Origin of the sequence: Mesorhizobium sp. WSM3866, from assembly GCF_002294795.1 — a bacterium.
Classification (GTDB): Bacteria; Pseudomonadota; Alphaproteobacteria; order Rhizobiales; family Rhizobiaceae; genus Mesorhizobium.
Window position 1 is genome coordinate 152,536 of sequence record NZ_NSGC01000001.1, and the last position, 17,597, is coordinate 170,132.

Sequence of the window (17,597 nt, forward strand, 5' to 3'; positions counted from 1 at the left end):
ACAGGGAAAGCCGGAGGAAAACGACAATGACCAAGACCGTTCGCCTGACGATGGCGCAGGCGCTGACCCGCTTTCTCAGCCGCCAGATGACCGAGATCGACGGCAAGAAGGTGCCGATCTTCGGCGGCGTCTGGGCGATCTTCGGCCACGGCAATGTCGCCGGCATCGGCGAGGCGCTCTACCAGGTCCGCGACGAGCTGCCGACCTTCCGCGCCCATAACGAGCAGGCGATGGCGCATGCGGCGATTGCTTACGGCAAGGCGAATTTCCGCCGCCGCTTCATGGCCGCGACCACCTCGATCGGCCCCGGCGCGCTCAACATGGTGACGGCTGCGGCGCTCGCCCACGTCAATCGCTTACCGGTGCTGCTGCTTCCGGGCGATATCTTCGCCAACCGCTTGCCCGACCCGGTGCTGCAGCAGGCCGAAGATTTCTCCGACGGCACGGCGAGCGTCAACGATTGCTTCCGCCCCGTCTCGCGCTATTTCGACCGCATCACGCGGCCGGAGCAGATCATCCCGGCGCTGAACCGCGCCATGCAGGTGCTGACCGATCCGGCCGAATGCGGCCCGGTCACGCTTTCGCTCTGCCAGGACGTGCAGGCGGAGGCCTATGATTATCCGGAAAGCCTGTTTGCCGAGCGCGTCTGGACGCCGCGCCGGCTGCGCCCGGATCGCAACGAACTGGCCGTCGCCGTGGCGGCCCTGAAGAACGCCAAGAAGCCGCTGGTGATCGCCGGCGGCGGCGTCCTCTATTCGCAGGCTTCCGGAGAGCTGGCCAAGCTGGTGCAGGGCGCCGGCATTCCGGTTTGCGAGACCCAAGGCGGCAAATCCTCGCTGCCCGACGATCATCCGCTCAACATGGCGGCCGTCGGCGTCACCGGCACATCAGCGGCCAACCGGCTGGCGGAAGAGGCCGATGTGGTTCTTGCCGTCGGCACCAGGCTGCAGGACTTCACCACCGGCTCCTGGGCGCTGTTCAAGAATGCCGGCCGCACCATCATCGGGCTCAATACCCAGGTCTTCGATGCCGGCAAGCACTGGGCGCTGCCGCTGGTTGCCGACGCCACCGAAGGGCTCGCCGAGCTTTCCGCCGCGCTGAAGGGCTGGAAGGCGCCGACCGCCTGGACCGACAGTGCGCTGAAGGGCAAGACGGAATGGCAGGCTGCTGCCGCCAAGGTGACGGCCTCGACCAACGCCGCCTATCCTTCCGACGCGCAGGTGATCGGCGCCGTGCAGCGCGCGATGGGCTCGGGCGTCACGCTTTTGCATGCCGCCGGCGGGCTGCCCGGCGAATTGCACAAGCTCTGGCAAGCGGGCGCGCCCGGTTCCTATCACGCCGAATACGGCTTCTCGACCATGGGCTACGAGATCGCCGGCGGGCTCGGCGTCAAGATGGCGAAACCCGACCAGGAAGTCGTCGTCATGGTCGGCGACGGCTCCTATCTGATGCTCAATTCCGAGATCGCGACGTCGGTGATGCTCGGCCTGAAACTCACCATCGTGTTGCTCGACAATCGCGGCTATGGCTGCATCAACCGGCTGCAGATGGCGACCGGCGGCGCCAACTTCAACAATCTCCTGAAGGACGCTCGCCACGAGGTGATGCCCGACGTCGACTTCGCCGCCCATGCGGCCAGCCTCGGCGCCGTCGCCGAGAAGGTGGCCTCGATTGCTGAACTCGAGACGGCGCTCGCCAAGGCGAAGGGCAACGACAAGACCACCGTGCTGGTCATCGACACCGATCCGCTGGTGTCGACCGAGGCCGGCGGCCACTGGTGGGATGTTGCCGTGCCGGAAGTCTCGTTGCGGCCGCAGGTGAACGCCGCGCGCAAGGCGTATGACGAGAAAAAGCTCATGCAGAGCTTAGGTGATTGAAGCTGGCGCTGCCCCTCACCCTTGCCCTCTCCCCGTGAAGAACGGGGAGCAGGGGGCCGCCACCGCTGAAGCCTGTCCCTTCTCCCCGTCATTTCCAGGGAGAAGGTGCCGGTAGGCGGATGAGGGCAGCGCCGATGAGCGAAAGTTGAACGATCCGAACCTGGAGTGACGACTTGAAAGCCAAACTGGGCATGTCTCCCATCGCGTGGTGGAACGACGATCTCGTGGAATTGAGCGATGATGTGTCGCTGGAGGAGTGTTTGCGCCAGTCGCGCTCGGCCGGCTTCACCGGCATGGAGATGGGCCGCCGCTTCCCCAACGACCCGAAGGTGATGCTGCCGATCCTGAAAGAGGCCGACGTCACGCTCTGCGGCGGCTGGTTCTCCGGCACGCTGGTCGATGAGGACCTGGCAAGCAACAAGGATCGCATCCAGCCGATGATCGACCTGTTCAAGGCGGTCAACGCGCCCTGCATAGTCTATGGCGAGGTCGGCCGCTCCATCCAGGGTGACCGCTCCAAGCCTCTTGCCACCAAGCCACGGCTTTCCGGCGACGAGATGAAGGCCTATGGCCGCCGCGTCACCGAATTCGGCGAATGGTGCGCCGACCAGGGTATGCCGCTTTCCTACCATCATCACATGGCGGCCGTGATCGAGACCGAGCCGGAACTCGATTCCTTCATGCATCATTCCGGCGAGGGCATCCCGCTGCTGCTCGATGCCGGCCACCTCGCCTTCGCCGGCGGCGATGTGTTGCGCGCCATCGACAACCACCACAAGCGCATCAACCACGTCCATGTGAAGGACGTGCGCATGAATGTGATCGACGGGCTCGACCGCACGAAGCAGTCCTTCCTCGATGCCGTCGCGCTCGGCGCCTTCACCGTGCCCGGCGACGGCTCGCTCGATTTCGGCGCGATCGTCCAGCGCTTCGCCGACTACGGCTATGAAGGCTGGTTCGTGGTCGAGGCCGAGCAGGATCCGAAAAAGAACCCGCCGCTGAGGATGGCTGAGGTCGGCCACAAGGAGCTGATGCGGGTGATGACGGCCGCCGGTTATACGGTGGAGACGCAGGGCTTCCCGGCGTAAACGGTGGATTCGTCCGGCCGCTCGGTCTATCTGATGCGTTTGGACAAGTCCCGGATTGGCGCGATGAAAGACTATGAGCACCCCTTCTTCCGACCGCTGTGGCGGCGCATTGCCGTCGTTGCCGTCTGCCTAATCTGGTCGGTGATCGAATTCGCCTCCGGCACGCCATTCTGGGGTGTAATCGCGCTCGGCTTCGCCGGTTACGCGGTGTGGCAGTTCTTCTACCTCTACAAGCCGGCCGAGGAGCCCAAGCCTCCGGCCGAGCCGAAGGAATGATCCAGGAGACAAAATGTCGAAACTGCTCGTCAAGGCCGACAAGGGCCACGGCCACGTCGCCCACGTCACCCCGCAAAGCGCGGGCTGGACTTACGTGGGTTTCGATCTCCACCGGTTGCGGCCGGGCGAGACGGCCGCCGGCAAGACGGGCGAGCGCGAGGTCTGCCTGGTGTTCGTCACCGGCAAGGGCAAGGCTGCGGCCGGCGGCAAGGATCTCGGCCTGCTCGGCGAGCGCATGTCGCCCTTCGAAGGCAAGCCCTGGTCGGTCTATGTGCCGCAAGGCTCCGACTGGTTGGTGACCGCCGACACCGAGCTGGAGCTTGCCGTCTGCTCGGCGCCCGGTCTTGGCGGCAGCCTGCCCGCTCGCGTCATTGCGCCCGACGATCTCGGTCAGGAAGTGCGCGGCAAGGGCACCAACACCCGCTACGTCACCAACATCCTGCCCGAGGGCAAGCCGGCCGACTCGCTGCTGGTGGTCGAGGTCATCACGCCCGGCGGCCATACCTCCAGCTATCCGCCGCACAAACACGACCAGGACAATCTGCCGGCCGAGTCCTATCTCGAGGAGACCTATTATCACCGCCTCAACCCGCCGCAGGGTTTCGCCTTCCAGCGCGTCTACACCGACGCCGACAGAAATGGCGTGCGCGACCTGGACGAGGCGATGGCGATCGAGGACGGCGATGTCGTGCTGGTGCCCAAGGGCTACCACCCGTGTGCGGCCTGCCACGGCTATGATCTCTATTATCTCAATGTCATGGCCGGCCCGAAGCGGACATGGAAATTCCACAACGCCGCCGAGCATGAGTGGCTGATGAAGGCGTAAGATTTTTCATAGCCCTCAACCTGTTGGTCCAGTTCGGGAAAATCGTCGGCTAAGGACCGCCGGAGCCTGGGTTGCCTTCGAAAACCCATGAAAGCTTCGTCAATCCGTCATGGAAATCACCTATGGCAGCGGTCTGACGAGGATTTTCGATGCGCTATGCCATTTACTTTACCCCGAGGCAGGATGAGCCGCTGGCGCGGATCGCCGCCAACTGGCTGGGGCGCGACCCGTTCGGCGCGCCGACGCGGCCGGTCGAGGGTGTGGGTGACCTGTCGGCGGCGGAAGTTGCCTTCCACACCGCCTCGGCACGGCGCTATGGGTTCCACGCGACGCTGAAGGCGCCGTTCCGGCTGGCGCCCAGCGAAACGGAAGCCTCGCTGCGGGCAGCGCTCGACGATTTCGCCGAGGCCACGGCACCAGTCGTCGTCCCGCGTCTGGTCGTCGGCCAGATCGACGGCTTTTTCGCGCTGGTGCCGGGAAGTCCTTTCGAGCCACTCAACAGTTTCGCCGGCGAGGTCGTGCGCGCTTTCGACCGCTTCCGCGCGCCGCTGACCGAGGCCGAGATCGAGCGCCGCAGCCCAGACTCGCTGAAGCCGGATGAGTTCCGCAACCTCTGCCAGTGGGGTTATCCCTACGTCTTCGAGACGTTCCGCTTCCACATGACGCTCTCCGGACGGGTCGGGCCACAGGAAAGCCCGCGCCTTCGCGCTGCAATCGACAGCCTGTTCGCGGATGTGCTGCAGCGGCCGGTGCCGGTGGATGCGCTGACGCTGTTCGTCGAAACCGAACCGGGCGCGCCCTTCATGGTGCTCTCGCACCACGTGCTTGGACGCGGCCCGGCCAGAAAAACCGCCTGATGTCCGCCCGCCTGAGATAGGACTGCTGAAATGACCGCCGAGACCGTTTTGAACAATGCCCGCATCGTGCTGCCCGACGAGATCGTCGCGGGCTCGCTGCTGCTGCGCGATGGGCTGATCGCCGCGATCGAGCCGGGTGCGGCCCGCACCGGCGAGGACATGGGCGGCGACTACATCATCCCGGGTCTCGTCGAGCTGCACACCGATCACCTCGAAGGCCATTACGCGCCGCGTCCGAAAGTGCGCTGGAACCCGATCGCCGCCGTGCTCGCCCACGATGCGCAGGTGGCGACCGCCGGCATCACCACGGTGCTCGACGCCTTGCGTGTCGGCATGGACGAGGATGCCGACCTGAAGTCCGACGACGTGCGCAAGCTCGCCGACGCGATCGAGGACAGCGTGCGCCAGGATCGGCTCAGGGCCGACCACTTCATCCATCTGCGCTGCGAGGTCTCGGCGCCGGACTGCCTCGAGGCCTTCGCCAATTTTGAGACCGACGACAGGGTGAAGCTCGCCTCGCTGATGGACCACGCGCCGGGCCAGCGCCAGTTCGTCGATCTCGAGACCTACGCCTACTACTACCAGCGCAAGCTGAAGCTCACCGACCGCGACTTCCAGAAATTCTGCGCGAAGCGTATGGCCGAATCGGCCAAGTATTCCGGGCCGAACCGCGTCTTCATTTCCGCCGCCTGCCGCGAGCGCGGCATCGTGCTTGCCAGCCACGACGATGCGACGGCCGGCCATGTCGACGAGGCGGTGGAGCAGGGCGTGCGCGTTGCCGAATTCCCGACCACCGAGGAGGCGGCGAGGGCCTCGAAGGCGGCAGGCCTCGGCGTGCTGATGGGCGCGCCCAACGTCATGCGCGGCTCCTCGCATTCGGGCAATGTGTCGGCGCGCTCGCTTGCCGGCGACGGTTTGCTCGACATCCTGTCGTCCGACTATATCCCCTTCAGCCTGATCCAGTCCGCCTTCTTCCTCGGCGATGTCGTGGAAGGCATTTCGCTGCCGCAGGCGGTCGCCATGGTCTCGAAGAACCCGGCGGAAGCGGTCGGCCTTAGCGATCGCGGTGTCATCGAGCCCGGCCGGCGCGCCGACCTCGTGCGCGTGCGCGTCGACCAGCATGTGCCGGTCGTGCGCAACGTCTGGCGTCAGGGCAGGCGCGTCGCATGATGGTTTCTGCGCTGATCGAACGAGAGCTCACCGAGACCCTTCCGATCCGCAACGGCGTGTTCGTCGCGGTGGTCGGGCCGAGCGGCGCCGGCAAGGACACGGTGATCGGCTACGCCAAGGCGCATTTTGCCGGCGAGACGCGGCTGGAGTTCGTCCGCCGCGTCATCACCCGTCCGAGCGACTCCGCCAGTGAGGACCACGATACGCTGGCCGACGCCGCCTTCGCCGAGGCGGAAGCGGACGGCGCCTTCGCCATCTGCTGGGACGCGCACGGCCTGCGCTATGGCCTGCCGGCCGATGTCGATTGGGCGATCGCCAATGGTCATGTTGCCGTTGCCAACGTCTCCCGTGCCGTCATCCCGTTGCTGCGTGAGCGCTATGCCAACCTGGCGGTGGTCGAGATCACCGCTGCGCCGGAGATCCTCGCCGAGCGGCTGGCGGCGCGCGGCCGTGAATCGCGCGGCGAGGTGCTGGCGCGTCTGGCGCGCAGCACCAGCGTGACGCTTTCCGGGCTGGATGTCACCTCCATCGACAACAGCGGCGCCAGAGAGATCGCCGGCGACCGTTTCGCCGAGGTGCTGCGCAAGGCGATGGCGTTTTCGGACCTTTCGGACATGATCTGAGGTGTATTGATTCAGGTGATGCCGGCTTGCGAGTGGGAGGTTGGGCCGAGACTTGTTGATGTCGGCGCCAACGTCCAAAAAATGTGTGCAGCACGCGAAGTTGAAATCTGCCCCGCTGCCTGCCGAGATCGGACGAGGGAAGCTACTCCGCCGGCGCGCCGGCGACGTTCCGGCGCGACGCCTCCATCATCCGGCGCCGGGCGCGGAACACACCCCACTGCTGGTCGACCAGCACGCCGATCAGGATCACGCCGCCCATCACCGCGAAGTTCAGTGAGGACGGGATGCCGAGCAGATTGACGAGGTTTTGCAGTTCCTGCAGCAGCACGGTGCCGAGGATGACGCCTACGAGCGAGCCCTCGCCCCCGCGCAGCGAGAAGCCGCCGAGCACCGCCGCGGCGATGGCGTAGAGCTCATAGAACTGGCCGTGGCTCGCCGGCGAGATCGAGCGCGTGTACATGGCGAAGTAGATCGCCGACAGCGCCGTCAGCACACCGCAGATCACGTATGCCGCGATCACCACGCGTCCGGTGCGGATGCCCGAATACTTCGCCGCTTCCTCATTCTTGCCGATGGCATAGAGATAGCGCCCGAACACCGAGCGGTGCAGCACCACCCACATGACGATGGCGATCACGATCAGCGCGATGAAGGAATTCGGCAACCCGCCGGAGCGGCCGGCGGTCAGGAATTCGAGATCCGGGAAATTCTGGCCGAAAGCGAAGCCCGCCGTGCCGTCGGCGGTGTAGAAACGGGCGACGCCGCGGTAGATCAGCAGGCCGCAAAGCGTCACCACGAAGGGCTGCATCTTGAGCCGCGTGATCAGCCAGCCATGCACGAAGCCGATGATGGCGCCGAGCACGATGATCAGCACGAAGGCCAACGGCCAGTCCATCTCGCGCACGGCGATGAAGTCGATGAACAGCGTGCCGAGCAGCGCGATCAGCGAACCGACCGAAAGCTCGATGCCGCCGGTGATGATGACAAAGGCCTGGCCGATCGAAAGGATGCCGAACAGCGCGACCAGGTTGGAGGTGTTCGCGAGATTGATCGTCGACAGGAAGCGCGGATTTATAGCCGTGACCACCGCGCCGACCACCAGGATCAGGACCAGCAGGCCGAGGTCTTTCTTGCTCATTGCGCTCCTCCCGCGGCTTGCGCCAGCTTCGGCTTCTTGCCCACCGCCAGCAACAGCACGTTCTCCTGGCTGAAATCGTCCCGGTCGAGGATGCCGGAGATCTGCCCCTCATGCATGACCGCGATGCGGTCCGAGACGCCGATCACCTCCTCCATGTCGCTGGAGATCATCAGCACCGCGACGCCGGCATCGGCCAGCGCCCGCATCAGCGCGTAGATCTCGGCCTTGGCGCCGATATCGATGCCGCGCGTCGGCTCGTCGAGGATCATCACCTTGGGGTTCATCGCCAGCCATTTGGCCAGAACCACCTTCTGCTGGTTGCCGCCGGACAGCGTGCCGGTGCGGGTCAGGACCGATGGCGCCTTGATGCCGAGATCCTTCTTCTGCTTCTCGGCGGTGGCGAGCTCCGCGCTGGTCGACACCAGCGAGCGCTTCGCATGCGCCGGCATATTGGGCAGCGAAATATTTTGTGCGATCGAGAGGTCGAGCAGGATGCCGGTCAGCTTGCGGTCTTCGGGTACCAGGAAGATGCCGCTCGCCACCGCATCGGCGGCCGATCCGACATTGAGCGCCTTGCCGTCCAGCGCGACACTGCCGCCGAGCCGCTCGTCGATGCCGAACAGGACGCGCGCGAGCTCCGTGCGGCCGGAGCCGACCAGCCCGGCAAGGCCGAGGATTTCGCCGCGCCGAAGCTCCAGGTCGACCGGGTGGTCGGGATAGGCGCTGGTGCGCACCGCTGTCGCCGAGAGTGCGACGCCGCCCGGCGCGCGACCCGCCTCCGCGGCTTTCTCGCGCTCCTTCAGCATGCGTCCGATCATCAGCTTGACCATCTGGTCGTGATTGATGTCGCTCTTCGGCAGCGTGCCGGCAAGCATGCCGTCGCGCAGCACCACGACGCGGTCGGCGACGCGCTCGACCTCGTGCAGGCGGTGCGAGATGAATATGACGCTGATGCCTTCCGCCCGCAGTCCCTTGATCACGTCGAGCAGCTTTTCGGTCTCGGCGATCGGCAGGCTGGAGGTCGGCTCGTCGAGGATCACCAGCCGCGCCTTGATCGACAGCGCCTTGGCGATCTCGACCATCTGCTGCTGCGCCAGCGACAGCGAGGCGACCGGCGCGTCGGCCGAGAAATTGGCGCCGACGCGTTTCAGGAGCGGCGCCACCATCTCGCGCAGTTTCGCGCGGTCGACCAGCTTCAGCGGCCCGGCCTTGAGCGGCTCGCGGCCGAAGAAGATGTTGGCGGCGACGTCGAGGTTTTCGAACAGGTTGAGCTCCTGATGCACGAAGGCGATGCCGGAGCCGATGCTGGCTTCCACGGTCAAGCCGCCATGCGCGACGCCGTCGACGGTGACGGTGCCGCTGTCCGGCCGCGTCACGCCGCCGAGGATCTTCATCAATGTCGATTTGCCGGCGCCGTTCTCGCCGACCAGGCCGATCACCTCGCCCGGCCTGACCTCCATCGAGAACCCGTCCAGCGCCACCACGCCGGGATAGGTCTTGCGCACGGCCTCGAGGCTCAGGAACGGAGCGGATTGGACGATGGATGGGTCGGAATAATTCATCACGCCATTGTTCATCGCGCTTATCGGCAGCCGGTAGACTGCAGACTGACGGGCCGCATGCGGCCCGTCAATACGGACGCCGGCTCAAGGCGAAGCTTGAGCCGGCGCAACTGTGCATCGATTACTTGCCGGCCATCGCCTTCAGGTTTGCGGCATAGGCGTCGACATCGTCCTTGCCGATGATCTTGGTCGGCACGATGATCAAGCCGTTGGCCGGAATGCCCGACTTGTCGCCCTTGAGGTAGGCGGCCATCAGCTTCATGCCCTGATAGGCCCATTCGAAGGGCTGCTGCACCACGGTCGCGGCCACCGTGCCTTCCTTGACGCCGCCCAGCGTGATCGGATCGTCGTCGAAGCCGACGACGGTGATCTGGCCGAGCTTGCCGGCGTCGCGAAGCGCCTCATAGATGCGCGGCGTATTGTATGAGTAGAAGCCGACCATGCAGGTGATGTCGGGGCTGGCGACCAGCGCGTCCTCGACATTCTTCTTGGCCCGTGCCTGGTCGATGTCGTCGCCCCGCACGTCCACCAGCTCGATCTTGCTGCCGGCAAGCCCCTCCTTCATGCCCTCGATGCGCTCCTTGGCATTGTCGGCGCCGAGCAGGCCGACGAAGCCCAGGCACTTGCCGCCGTTCGGCATCGCCTTCTTGGCGATCTCGGCCGCCTGCTTGCCGGCATCGACGTTGGACGAGCCGATATAAGCGACGCGCTTGGTCTGCGGGGCGTCGCTATCGGTGGTGAACAGAGCGGTCTGGGACGCGATCTTGTTCAGCCCGTCGGTCGAGGTCTTGGGGTCGACTGCCGACACCATGATGCCCTTCACGCCGGCCGTCACCAGGTCGTCCATCAGCCGCTGCTGGATGGCGACCGACGACTGCTCGGGATATTTCAGCTCGAGATTGTAGTCGGGCAGTTCGCCCTGCGCCTTCTTCACGCCGGCTTCCGCCGCCTTCCAGAAGTCTGACGCGCCGTTGACGACGAAGGCCAGCGTCGGCTTGTCGTCGGCGCGCACGGCTGCGCTGGCCGTCAGGCCAATAGCCAAGGCCGCCGCGGCGACGGACGCGTTGCGTATCATGGATTTCATGCTTCAACCTCCCTTTTGAAACTCATCGCTGCTGTCTCGGCTGCGGCCTGGACGCCCTCCTCCTCAAGGGTCTGGCACCTAAGTCCGGGGCCGATCCAGCCGCGACCGAAACACTAGACACAGATTTGACGTTCGTAAATAGTCCGATTTGTCTGACATTTTCGTGAGGATGAGGGCAGCCCTCTTCCGGCAAATTGCCGGGCAGCGAACCTGCGCTCCTCCCAGATGCCGTCGCCGCGGCTCGCCCGGCGACGCGTTGACAGTAGATCGCTTACCGATATTAGTAAATAGTATTAGTCGCGGGATCGGACCGGCGCCCCAGCCACGGCGAACCGGGTGCCGCGGTGGGCGCCGGCGGAAGCAGGATTTGCGCTGGTCGGGTCGGCAAAACTCGGGAAAACTGACAGCTTTGCTGACCTTTTGGCCATTTTGTCGCCGCGTGCCGTGGCTGGTGCCAACGCCCTTTTTAGTGATAATAGTTATAAGCATACCCGCTCGGTGGCGGGCTTTGCGGAACAGCCCGGCAGGTTTGGGAACGACCATGAGCGAACCGACGCAACTGCGCGATCCACGGCAAACGTCCAGACGCCGCAAGCCATCGGCCAAGCCCAAGGGCCGTGTCACCATGACCGATATAGCGAGGGCCGCCGGCTGCTCGCAGGCGACGGTATCTTTCGTGCTCAACGATTCGCCGGGCATCAGACTGTCGCAGCAGACGCGCGACCGCGTGATCGAGGCAGCCAGAGCCCTGGGCTATTCGCCGCCGGTCTTTTCAGCGTTGCGTCCGCCCGTCACGCCCTTCGAAGGGCTGGACGGCGTCATCGGCTTTGCCGTCGACCAGCTCGCCACCAGCCCCGAGGCGGTGGTGGCCATCGAGGGCGCGCGCCAGGCCTCGTGGAATGCCGGCAACGTGCTCCTGGTGGCGCAGACCATGGGTGACACCGTCATGGAGCCGCGTGCCATCCAGGCACTCACCCGGCGCGGCCTCTCGGCGCTGATCTACATGACCATCTTCACCCGCGAGATCACCGCGCCCGAGTTCCTCTACAGCCTCGACATTCCGGTCATCCTGCTCAACTGCTACACCGCCGACTATGCCTTCCCGGCCGTGGTGCCTTCCGAGATCGCCGGCGGCCAGAGCTCCACGCGGCATCTGATCAGCCGCGGCCACCGCCGCATCGCCACCATCACCGGCGAACCGTGGATGCAGGCGGCGCAGGATCGGCTGAAGGGCTATCGCCGCGCTTTGGCCACCGCCGACATCCCCTTCGATCCGGACCTGGTGGTGGAGGGCGACTGGTCGGCCAGCGCCGGTTATGCCGCGACGGTGAAGCTGCTTGCGCTGAAGGACCGCCCGACCGCCATCTTCTGCCAGAACGACCGCACGGCGATCGGCTGTTACGAAGCGCTGAAGGAGGCGGGCCTGCATATCCCCGGCGACATTTCCGTGATCGGCTATGACGACGAGGAGATCGCCCGCCACCTCTTCCCGCCGCTGACCACATCGATCCTGCCGCATCTGGCGATGGGCCAATGGGCGATCGAGCAATTGGAGGCACCGCCGACGCCCGGCCGCGGCCGCTATCCCATCACCAAGCTTGAATGCCCCTTGGTGGAGCGGGAGAGCGTGGGAGCGTGCCTCGCACAATTCCGGTGACCCCGTCTTGATCCAGGCCTATGATGGACTGCGCGTGTCCCGACACAGGAAAAACGCTCGTGTGGCCGAACCGTCGTTTATGCGATCTCCTAAAGATCGAACATCCGATCATCCAGGCTCCGATGGCCGGCTCGGCGACTCCGGAACTCGCCGCCGCGGTGAGCAATGCCGGCGGGCTGGGATCGCTCGGCTGCGCATCGATGCTGCCGGACGGCTTGCGCACCGCTGCGCGCCAGCTGCGCGCCTCGACCGAGCGTCCCTTCAACTTCAATTTCTTTGTTTTTCCCAGACCAGACACCAGCGACGCCGTACTGACCCAGGTCATCGACAGGTTGCGGCCCTACTACAAGGAGCTGTCGCTCGACGAACCCTCGCGGAGGTTTCCGCCGATCGGCCCGGGTTTCGACGATGAAAAGCTTGAACTGCTGCTCGAGATCCGGCCACCGGTCGTCAGCTTCCATTTCGGCATTCCGGACGCGGCCGCGGTCGCCAGGTTGAAGCAGTCCGGGATCGTGGTTATCAGCACCGCGACGAATGTCGCCGAAGCGCGCCAACTCGCCGACAGCGGAGCCGACGCGGTCATAGCTCAGGGCTGGGAGGCAGGCGGCCACCGGGGATCGCACGCTCCCAACCGTCCCGGTGACGGCGTTGGCACAATGGCGCTGGTTCCCCAGGTCGTGGATGCCGTCAGGCTGCCGGTCATTGCCGCCGGAGGCATCGCCGACGGCCGCGGCATAGCGGCCGCCTTCGCGCTTGGTGCCAGCGGCGTGCAGATCGGCACCGGCTTCCTGTCTTGCGACGAGGCCGGCACGGACGGACCGCGCCGAGCCCTGATCCGCGCCGCCACGGACATGGACACGATGGTCACCGATGCGTTCACCGGCCGCGCGGCGCGGGCGAGACGCACCCGCTTCGCCTTGGAGATGGAGGTGAACCGGGCGCGCCTCCCCGACTTTCCGCAAATGGTTGCGCTCAGCGCTCCGCTCGGCGAGGCCGGTGCAAAAGGAGATTTCGCCTTTCATCTCTATGGGCAGGCGGCCGCCTTGAACCGGGAGCTTCCTGCCGGCGAATTGATGCAGACGCTCGTGGCCGAAACCGGTGAGGTGTTCGAAGCGCTCTCGACCGGCAAAACGACGCCTGCGTGAGCGAAGTCTCCGCTCGTAGACGCCGCGGACAGGTTGCAATCCGGACTGCGAAAAGATCGGCCGGCAGGCAGGCATGCCATCCGGGCGCGATCGATGATGCTGGCATGGGCGGCATGGGGCGGCCGCCCAACTCGGCCAGTTTTGCCGCGATATGCGGTCTGGGTAATCTGCGGCTGCGAAACGCACATGGCGATCCGATCACGCCGCGGAACACGGCGGCATCCTCGCTTGCGGCGGCGAAAAGCCGGGCCATGACTGGATTCGGCGGCGGAACAGGAAGGCCCTCACCAGCGCGTTCATCTCGGCGATCCGGGCTCGCTCGGCGGCGATTTCTGGTTGCGATAGACCGACCTGGCGCTCGGCCTCGGCGTCGTATGCTCCTGCCAACGCCCAACCTGTGCGATCTCGGGACGATCGGCTGGTTTCGTTGCTTGGCATGGTTCCCGCGTGGGTCTAGGCTGAAACCAGCAAGGGAGGACGGGATGACATCAAGCTTCACCGTTCACGCCGCATCCGGCTATGAGCAGCTCATGGGCCGCTGGAGCCGCAGGCTCGCGCCCAAGTTCATCGACTTCGTCGGCCTGGCCGGCGGCGAGAAGATCCTCGACGTCGGCTGCGGTACCGGCAGCCTGACCTTCGAACTGGCGAAGTCGCGCGATCTCGCCGAAATCCAGGCCATCGACTTCTCAGCCGTCTTCGTCGCGGCGGCGAAGGAGAGGAACACCGATCCGCGCATCACCATTGAGCAGGCGGACGCCACGGCGCTGCCTTTCGAGGACAATGCGTTTGATCGCGCCCTTGCGCTGCTGGTGCTTCACTTCGTGCCGGAGACCGGCAAGGCGGTGGCCGAGATGCGCCGCGTAACGCGGCCGGGCGGCGTGGTCGCCGCCGTTGTGTGGGACCATCTTGGCGGCATGCCGGCCATGCGCATGATGATTGACACCGTTGCCGCGCTCAGCGAAAGCGGCCGCCAGATGCGCAATCGCTACTGCTTTCAGCCGATGATGCAGCCCGGCGAAATGAAGCGGACCTTTGTCGAACAGGGCCTGACCGACGTCACCGAAACCGAGCTGATGATCCGCATGGATTACCAGAATTTCGACGACTACTGGGCGCCGATTGCCGCCGGCGAAGGCCCGCTCGGCAAATATATGACCACGCTCGACGCAGCCGAGCGGACCCGCACGGAGGCCGCAGTCCGCGAGGCCTATGAGGCCGGTCGTGCCGATGGGCCGAGGTCTTTCGCCAACGTCGCCTGGGCCTGCCGCGGCATCGTGCCCTGACCTTCAGCGCCATCTGAGCTGCGCGCGGACGGCGTCGCGCGAACTGCGGTCGCCTAGCCGGCCAGTGCCAGCAGCCAGCGGTGCCAATAGATGGCGCACCCGACAGGATTCGAACCTGTGACCTCTGCCTTCGGAGGGCAGCGCTCTATCCAGCTGAGCTACGGGTGCTTCCCGGGAAACCGGAAAACGAACCAGCCGGTGAGCCGGCCAGCCACGGCTTCTTAGCGGAAGCCGCTCCGGGCTTCAACGGGCAATTGGCTTGGCGGAATATTCGCCGTAGCGGGCAGGCTCGCATTCGTCCGGTGGAGGTGCCGGAGTCGAGAGCGAGCGGTCCCAACTGATGTAGGCTCGGAGGCCGGCGGCCCCACTTCGGCAATGCATCGCGACTTCCGAGCGTTGTTCAGGCGCAAGCTCTCGCCAGCCCTCACCCCTCCACCTCGCTCTTCGCCACCCTCCGCTGCACCCCGCGCGTCGCCCGCTTCTGCTTCTTCGCGGTCAACTCGTGCATGGCATCAAGCTGCATCTGCTGCATCTCGGCCAGGCGCTGCCATTGGCGCGAGATCAGGTAGTCGAGCTTTTCGTGCAGGTGCCGCACTTCGAGCTCGGCCTTGAGGTTCACCCGGTAGTCGTTGAAGGAGCGCAGCCGGTCCTTCGCTTCCTGTCGCTTCTGGCTCATCATGATGATCGGCGCCTGGATGGCGGCGATGCAGGAGAGCAAGAGGTTGAGCAGGATGAATGGGTAGGGATCAAAGGCGGCGGCCGCGCCCTCGAAGAGGTTGAGGCCGATCCAGATCAGAAGCACCGCCGCGAACGAGATCAGGAACCACCAGCTGCCGCCGAAGGCCGCCATGTCGTCCGAGACGCGGTCGGCGAAGGAGCGGCGCTCCTCGAACTCTTCTTCCGAGTTCTCCGAGATCGTGTCCTGTCTGGCAATCGATTCCACCACCTGGCGGTCGAGCTCGGAGAATTCGCCATGCTCCTGCTGCAGCAATTCCTCCATGTAGCGCATGCGGTAGCGGGCGAGTTCCTCGCGGCTGATGCGGGCGCCGCGCGGCAGGTCGGGATGGTCGGAGCGGATGCGGTCGGCGAGGCTCGGCCTGAGGTCGTCGACGCGCACCAGGTCGCGCTTGCGGAACTTCCGGCCGCTGATCGCCGACGGTTTTTTCTTGGGCTTTGCACGCGCCGTGCCGGGCAGGTGCGGCTCCGAATCCGGCACCTCCGGCGCTTCGAGGATCTCGTCCGCCGCCTCATGCTGATCTTCCGGCACGGTGGCCGCCTCGAGGTATTCGCCGCCCGAGTCGTTTTCGTTGTCGGCTATTGTCTGCGCGGATGCCTTTGGGTCGCCGGCCATGCTCAGTGCTCCTCTTCTCGGGCTTCGATACGATACGCCGAGCCGGCGCGGCATATCCATCGCGACTGTGAAGCTGGTGTGACCGAACAAGTTGTTGTGATGGATGGATGCGCTTTCGGCGCGCACAGGACATAGATCCAATTCAGGGAGATTTGGTTGAAAGGGCTTGCTGAGCAACAGCAAATCTCTCGGGGCAGCGCCGCCCCTCATCCGCCTGCCGGCACCTTCTCCCGTATGCGACGGGGAGAAGAGGCTGGCCGCAAGCTCAGCGCTTTCCTGCAACGCTGGAGATTGGCGAAACCGGCGATGAGAGCGCCTCTCTCCCCGTCACTTACGGGGAGAGGATGCCGGCAGGCAGGTGAGGGGCAGCGCCACCGTCGAAAGCATTAATCCTGCCTCACTGGCGCCAATGGTCACCGCCGGCTGGCCTATCCTGGCCCTGTGGGCGGCCGCCCCGCCAAACCGCATCAGGGCCAAGGCGGTCGCTTGAACAGGCCGCCGCCACTCGGGCTTCGCTACTGCGCCGGCAAACCGGGCAGCGACGAACTTGGCGCGGGCAAACCCGGAAGTGCCGAACCGGCCGGCTGCTGGCCGGCATACATCAGCCGCGTCTGCGCATCGGCGCTCATCGGCGACAAGCTGCGCTGGATCAGCGCCTCGACATGGTCGTTGCGATGGCGCGCGCTTTGGGCGCCCATCACCACCACGATCAGATGCCTGCCGTCGGCATTGTAGGAGGTGACGATGTTGTAGCCGGAAGCGCGGATATAGCCGGTCTTGATGCCGTCGACGCCGCGCACCCGTCCCAGCATGTCGTTATGGCCGCGCACCAGCCGGCCGCGGAACATGAAATCGCTTTCGGAGAAATAGTGGAAATGCTGCGGGAAGCGGCGCTGGAGCGCGATGCCCAGCACCGCCATGTCGCGCGCCGTCGTCACCTGGCCGTCGTCGGGCAGGCCGCAGGCGTTGCGGAAATTGGTGCTGGTCATGCCGAGCTGGCGCGCCTTGGTGGTCATCATGGCGGCGAACTGCTCCTCGCTGCCGCCGCCGAGATATTCGCCCACCGCCACCGCCACGTCGTTCGCCGACTTCACCACCATGGCGCGGATGGCGGAATCGACGTCGATCGTCTCGCCGCGCCTGAAGCGCAGCTTCGTCGGCGGCTGCGCGGCGGCGTGGTTGGATACCGGGATCTGCGTTTCCTTGCTCACCCGGCCGCTCTCCAGCGCCTCGAACAGCATGTAGAGCGTCATCATCTTGGTCAGCGACGCCGGATAGCGCTGCGCCGTCGAATTGACCTCGAACAGCGTCTTGCCGGTCGAAGCGTCGACCACGATCGCGGCATATTTCTGCGGCTGCGCCGGCACGGCCAGCACGGTTTCCGGCGGCGCGGCGGTGGTGCAGCCGGCAATGAGGAGCAGCAGCACCAGCGCGGTCATCAATTTCTGGAGGAGCGAAAGCGGAGTGGACAAGATTGTTCAAAAACGGTTGCTGAGATGCGGCGAAGCTAGCGTACCGCATCCGCTCCGTCCAACTGGTTAACGGCGGGAATGAGGCATTTGCCCAGCTTTTGGCGGTTTGCAGGAGGTTGAATTGCCTTCAAGGTCGGCAGCGCCGAGTTCGACAATTGGTGGCATTCGCCTGATGCAAAATGCCTATC

At 65.4% G+C, this 17,597-nt stretch carries 15 protein-coding genes and 1 tRNA gene; 10 read left to right on the forward strand and 6 right to left on the reverse strand.

From position 1 onward, the window contains the following. The first annotated feature begins 26 nt into the window (after window positions 1-26). The 7 genes from iolD (at window position 27) to phnN (ending at window position 6,717) form a co-directional block, all read left to right on the forward strand. Complete coding sequence (iolD, locus tag CK222_RS00775) at window positions 27-1,877, forward strand: 3D-(3,5/4)-trihydroxycyclohexane-1,2-dione acylhydrolase (decyclizing) (RefSeq protein WP_095799075.1); 1,851 nt, start codon at window positions 27-29, stop codon at window positions 1,875-1,877. Between the two features lie 173 nt (window positions 1,878-2,050). Further along, complete coding sequence (gene iolE, locus CK222_RS00780; RefSeq protein WP_095799076.1) at window positions 2,051-2,965, forward strand: myo-inosose-2 dehydratase; 915 nt, start codon at window positions 2,051-2,053, stop codon at window positions 2,963-2,965. A gap of 63 nt (window positions 2,966-3,028) precedes the next feature. Beyond that, on the forward strand, window positions 3,029-3,241 hold the full coding sequence (locus CK222_RS00785) for a hypothetical protein (protein ID WP_067003268.1): 213 nt from the start codon (window positions 3,029-3,031) through the stop codon (window positions 3,239-3,241). 13 nt (window positions 3,242-3,254) lie between these two features. Beyond that, window positions 3,255-4,067: a 5-deoxy-glucuronate isomerase gene (iolB, locus tag CK222_RS00790; RefSeq protein ID WP_095799077.1), complete on the forward strand. Its 813-nt coding sequence runs from the start codon at window positions 3,255-3,257 to the stop codon at window positions 4,065-4,067. Window positions 4,068-4,216: 149 nt separating this feature from the next. Next, the gene (locus CK222_RS00795; RefSeq protein ID WP_095799078.1) at window positions 4,217-4,924 is read left to right on the forward strand and encodes a DUF1045 domain-containing protein; all 708 of its coding nucleotides are present in this window, start codon (window positions 4,217-4,219) and stop codon (window positions 4,922-4,924) included. 30 nt (window positions 4,925-4,954) lie between these two features. After that, window positions 4,955-6,094, forward strand: coding sequence for an alpha-D-ribose 1-methylphosphonate 5-triphosphate diphosphatase (locus tag CK222_RS00800; RefSeq protein WP_095799079.1), 1,140 nt, complete (start codon window positions 4,955-4,957; stop codon window positions 6,092-6,094). Beyond that, complete coding sequence (gene phnN, locus CK222_RS00805; protein WP_176477541.1) at window positions 6,091-6,717, forward strand: phosphonate metabolism protein/1,5-bisphosphokinase (PRPP-forming) PhnN; 627 nt, start codon at window positions 6,091-6,093, stop codon at window positions 6,715-6,717. Before CK222_RS00800 ends, phnN begins: the two co-directional genes overlap by 4 nt. 142 nt (window positions 6,718-6,859) lie before the next feature. Here phnN and CK222_RS00810 read toward each other — a convergent pair whose 3' ends face one another. From CK222_RS00810 to CK222_RS00820, 3 genes are all read right to left on the reverse strand, one after another. Beyond that, window positions 6,860-7,855: an ABC transporter permease gene (locus tag CK222_RS00810; RefSeq protein ID WP_067323934.1), complete on the reverse strand. Its 996-nt coding sequence runs from the start codon at window positions 7,853-7,855 to the stop codon at window positions 6,860-6,862. After that, entirely contained in the window at window positions 7,852-9,417 is a 1,566-nt protein-coding gene (locus CK222_RS00815; RefSeq protein WP_095799445.1) for a sugar ABC transporter ATP-binding protein, read from the reverse strand. Before CK222_RS00815 ends, CK222_RS00810 begins: the two co-directional genes overlap by 4 nt. Before the next feature lie 121 nt (window positions 9,418-9,538). Then, window positions 9,539-10,501, reverse strand: a complete 963-nt coding sequence (locus CK222_RS00820; protein ID WP_067323936.1) for a sugar-binding protein — start codon at window positions 10,499-10,501, stop codon at window positions 9,539-9,541. 541 nt (window positions 10,502-11,042) lie between these two features. Here CK222_RS00820 and CK222_RS00825 point away from each other — a divergent pair. The 3 genes from CK222_RS00825 (at window position 11,043) to CK222_RS00840 (ending at window position 14,586) form a co-directional block, all read left to right on the forward strand. Then, window positions 11,043-12,158, forward strand: coding sequence for a LacI family DNA-binding transcriptional regulator (locus CK222_RS00825; protein WP_176477542.1), 1,116 nt, complete (start codon window positions 11,043-11,045; stop codon window positions 12,156-12,158). Between the two features lie 59 nt (window positions 12,159-12,217). After that, window positions 12,218-13,303: a nitronate monooxygenase gene (locus CK222_RS00830; RefSeq protein WP_245432940.1), complete on the forward strand. Its 1,086-nt coding sequence runs from the start codon at window positions 12,218-12,220 to the stop codon at window positions 13,301-13,303. Window positions 13,304-13,785: 482 nt separating this feature from the next. Then, window positions 13,786-14,586: a class I SAM-dependent methyltransferase gene (locus CK222_RS00840; RefSeq protein WP_095799081.1), complete on the forward strand. Its 801-nt coding sequence runs from the start codon at window positions 13,786-13,788 to the stop codon at window positions 14,584-14,586. Between the two features lie 91 nt (window positions 14,587-14,677). On the opposite strand, the gene CK222_RS00845 is transcribed toward CK222_RS00840, so the two are convergent. The 3 genes from CK222_RS00845 to CK222_RS00855 form a co-directional block, all read right to left on the reverse strand. Further along, a tRNA-Arg gene (locus CK222_RS00845) sits at window positions 14,678-14,754 on the reverse strand. A 256-nt stretch (window positions 14,755-15,010) separates the two neighbouring features. Then, window positions 15,011-15,937 carry a DUF1003 domain-containing protein gene (locus CK222_RS00850; RefSeq protein ID WP_067323944.1) on the reverse strand — a complete coding sequence of 309 codons (927 nt, stop codon included), beginning with the start codon at window positions 15,935-15,937 and terminating at the stop codon, window positions 15,011-15,013. A 515-nt stretch (window positions 15,938-16,452) separates the two neighbouring features. Further along, window positions 16,453-17,376: a D-alanyl-D-alanine carboxypeptidase family protein gene (locus tag CK222_RS00855; protein ID WP_095799082.1), complete on the reverse strand. Its 924-nt coding sequence runs from the start codon at window positions 17,374-17,376 to the stop codon at window positions 16,453-16,455. Window positions 17,377-17,597: the final 221 nt, after the last annotated feature.

Excerpts from the sequence above, each read along its gene's own strand:
- iolD (WP_095799075.1), top strand. The coding sequence starts at position 27 with ATGACCAAGACCGTTCGCCTGACGATGGCGCAGGCGCTGACCCGCTTT.
- CK222_RS00785 (WP_067003268.1), top strand. The coding sequence starts at position 3,029 with ATGAAAGACTATGAGCACCCCTTCTTCCGACCGCTGTGGCGGCGCATT.
- iolB (WP_095799077.1), top strand. The coding sequence starts at position 3,255 with ATGTCGAAACTGCTCGTCAAGGCCGACAAGGGCCACGGCCACGTCGCC.
- CK222_RS00795 (WP_095799078.1), top strand. The coding sequence starts at position 4,217 with ATGCGCTATGCCATTTACTTTACCCCGAGGCAGGATGAGCCGCTGGCG.
- CK222_RS00800 (WP_095799079.1), top strand. The coding sequence starts at position 4,955 with ATGACCGCCGAGACCGTTTTGAACAATGCCCGCATCGTGCTGCCCGAC.
- phnN (WP_176477541.1), top strand. The coding sequence starts at position 6,091 with ATGATGGTTTCTGCGCTGATCGAACGAGAGCTCACCGAGACCCTTCCG.
- CK222_RS00810 (WP_067323934.1), bottom strand. The coding sequence starts at position 7,855 with ATGAGCAAGAAAGACCTCGGCCTGCTGGTCCTGATCCTGGTGGTCGGC.
- CK222_RS00815 (WP_095799445.1), bottom strand. The coding sequence starts at position 9,417 with ATGAATTATTCCGACCCATCCATCGTCCAATCCGCTCCGTTCCTGAGC.
- CK222_RS00820 (WP_067323936.1), bottom strand. The coding sequence starts at position 10,501 with ATGAAATCCATGATACGCAACGCGTCCGTCGCCGCGGCGGCCTTGGCT.
- CK222_RS00825 (WP_176477542.1), top strand. The coding sequence starts at position 11,043 with ATGAGCGAACCGACGCAACTGCGCGATCCACGGCAAACGTCCAGACGC.
- CK222_RS00840 (WP_095799081.1), top strand. The coding sequence starts at position 13,786 with ATGACATCAAGCTTCACCGTTCACGCCGCATCCGGCTATGAGCAGCTC.
- CK222_RS00850 (WP_067323944.1), bottom strand. The coding sequence starts at position 15,937 with ATGGCCGGCGACCCAAAGGCATCCGCGCAGACAATAGCCGACAACGAA.
- CK222_RS00855 (WP_095799082.1), bottom strand. The coding sequence starts at position 17,376 with ATGACCGCGCTGGTGCTGCTGCTCCTCATTGCCGGCTGCACCACCGCC.